3 protein-coding genes are annotated in these 2,527 nt (G+C 74.5%); 2 read left to right on the top strand and 1 reads right to left on the bottom strand.

What is annotated here, in order from left to right:
- Positions 1–130 precede the first annotated feature (130 nt).
- The gene (locus AB8Z75_RS33520) at positions 131–844 is read right to left on the bottom strand and encodes an NTP transferase domain-containing protein (RefSeq protein ID WP_369208692.1); all 714 of its coding nucleotides are present in this window, start codon (positions 842–844) and stop codon (positions 131–133) included.
- 234 nt (positions 845–1,078) lie between these two features.
- Here AB8Z75_RS33520 and AB8Z75_RS33515 point away from each other — a divergent pair, with 234 nt between their 5' ends.
- Together AB8Z75_RS33515 and AB8Z75_RS33510 are read left to right on the top strand one after the other, a co-directional pair.
- Complete coding sequence (locus AB8Z75_RS33515) at positions 1,079–1,399, top strand: DUF5955 family protein (protein WP_369208694.1); 321 nt, start codon at positions 1,079–1,081, stop codon at positions 1,397–1,399.
- 62 nt (positions 1,400–1,461) lie between these two features.
- Positions 1,462–2,527, top strand: a 1,066-nt coding sequence (locus AB8Z75_RS33510) for a serine/threonine-protein kinase (protein WP_369208690.1), incomplete at its 3' end; no start/stop codon positions are given.

The following is a 2,527-nucleotide window of genomic DNA, read 5'->3' as shown; positions in this document are numbered from 1 at the left end:
GGCTACGAGGGGGGAGAGGAAGCCGGGCTCCGAAGACGACGAGGGGGAAGCCGGGCTCCGAAGACGGGGAAGAGGAAGAGCGAAGAGAGGGAAGAAGCGGAAGAGGCGGAGGAAGCGGAAGAGGCGGTGGTCAGTTCAGCCGGTGTAGGTCCTCGGGGGTGTCGATGTCCGCCGGGTCGGCCAGGTCCGCGCACTCCACCAGCGTCAGTGCGGTCCGGTGCGCGCGCAGATAGGTGCGCGCCCCCGCGTCCTCCCGTGCGCTGCGGGCGACGCCCTCCCAGTGCGCGGCCCCCAGCAGCACGGGATGGCCGCGGCGCCCCTCGTACGCCGCGGCGGCCAGCGTGGTGGGGGAGCGGTAGGCGGCCCGTATGCGGGCGACGGCCTGCGCGCCGATCCCCGGCTGGTCCACCAGGGAGACGAGCGCGGCGTCGACGCCGTCGCGCGGCAGCGCCGCCAGCCCTGTCCGCAGCGACGTGCCCATGCCCTGCTCCCAGTCGGGGTTGTCGACCAGGACGCACCCGGCCGGGCGCGCCGTCTCCCTCACCCGGTCGCGCGCGGCGCCCAGTACGACGTACACCGGATCGCAGCCGCCCCTGCGCAGCACGTCGGCCGCGTGCTCCACCAGCGGCCTGCCCCGGTAGGGGAGCAGCGCCTTGGGGCGTCCGCCCAGCCGCCGCCCGCCGCCGGCGGCCAGCAGCAGGCCTGCGACCCGCGGGCCGGCCGTGTCCGGCGAGGCGGCGGTGGCGGGCTGGCGGGCGTCCGCGGTGTGCCGGTGGGCGTCCGCGATGTGCCGGTGGGCGTCCGCGGTGTGCCGGCCGTCGGCCGGCGTCGGCTCCCGTGTCATGGTTCCTCTCTACCGTGCGCCTACAGCCTGAGGGGGACACGCGCCCTCCTCCTTGGGGACGATCATTGAAAATGCACCCCCGAATCTCGCGTTCCGTGTGGCGCCACACGCGGAGAGTGGCGTTTACTGTCGGAACCTCCGACGACGTGGGTCACTGCTCGGAGGAACGGCACCTCCGGGCGAGCGTCTCGTCCCGGGGAGATCCTGTGGGGGGAGAGCGTGCGGAGCGAGACGATGGCGCAGTGGGGAGCGGTGGCCGCGGAGCCGGTCACCGGCGTGGATCCGCGGGTCGAGGCGTTGGGGAGCGCCGTTCACCGGATGCGGCGGGAACTGGACGCCTATCCTGCCGAGTTGCGTGACCGCCGCGAGGCGGAGCGCGAACTGGACGTACTGGCAGCCACGGTGCACTCCGGCGCGCCGGCCACCGAGGAGTTGCGGCACTCGCTGCTCCTGCTCGCGGCCGCGGTCGGTTCCGTCAGCGCGCTCGCGCCGCCTCTGGCGGCCGTCCGGGAAGCCGTCGAGCTGTTCGGCACCGCCCCGCGCGCCGCACACTGATCACCTCCGGGTACGGTCTTGTGGTCTTTCCAGGCCACCGACTATCCCAGGGGCAGCAGTTCATGGCTGACGGAGCGGCAGCAGAGATCTTTTCGCCACTGACCGACCAGGACCCCGTTTCGGTCGCCGGTTATCGGCTGGCCGCGCGGCTCGGCTCCGGCGGCATGGGCAAGGTCTACCTGTCCTACACGCCCGGTGGGCGCGCCGTCGCCATCAAGGTGATCCGGCCGGAGTTCAGCGAGGACCCCGAGTTCAGACGCCGCTTCCAGAGCGAGGTGCGCCTGGCGGAGCGGGTGCAGGGCCTCTACACGGCGCCCGTGATCGACAGCGACGCAGAGGGTGCTCACCCGTGGCTCGCCACGGCCTACGTGCCGGGGCCCTCGCTCACCGAAGCGGTGGTCGGGCACGGCAGGCTGCCGGTCTCCAGCGTGCTGTTCCTGGTCGCGGGGGTCGCCGAAGCCCTGCAGGTCATCCACAAGGCGGGCATCGTGCACCGGGATCTGAAGCCCTCCAACGTGCTGCTCGCCGACGACGGGCCCCGTGTCATCGACTTCGGCATCGCCCGCGCCGCCGACGCCACCGCGCTCACCGGGAGCGGCGTCACGATCGGCACCCCCTCGTTCATGGCGCCTGAGCAGGCGGAGGGCCTCGCCGTCACCGGGGCCACCGACGTCTTCGCGCTCGGCCAGATCGCGGCCTACGCGGCGCTCGGTACGCCCGCCTTCGGCGAGGGTACGGCGCACGGCGTGCTCTACCGCATCGTCCACGACGAGCCCCGGCTGGACGGGCTGCCCCGGGAGCTGCTGGAGCTGGTCAGCGGCTGCCTGGCCAAGGGCCCGGAGGAGAGGCCGGGGATCGACGAGATCCTGGCCATGTGCCAGGCGGCTTCCGGCGAGACGCAGTTGAGGCGGCCGGGCACCTGGCTGCCGGACGCCGTGGCCGCCGACATCGCCCGGCGCGCCGCCGCTCCCGCCCCCTCGCCGTCGCATCCGGCGACGCAGGTGGCCACGGGCGCCGCCCCGCAGGCGCCCACGGCTGCCGGGCCGGGGCCGGCTCCCGCCCCGTCGGTGTCCGCCCCCGCCGCGGGCGCCGGGGCGCCGCACCGGCCCCCCGGGTTCGGTCCGGCCG

The organism is Streptomyces sp. PU-14G, assembly GCF_041028275.1.
Lineage (GTDB): Bacteria > Actinomycetota > Actinomycetes > Streptomycetales > Streptomycetaceae > Streptomyces.
Note: the sequence above shows the minus strand (reverse complement) of the source record. Positions and strands in the feature narration are given on the sequence as shown.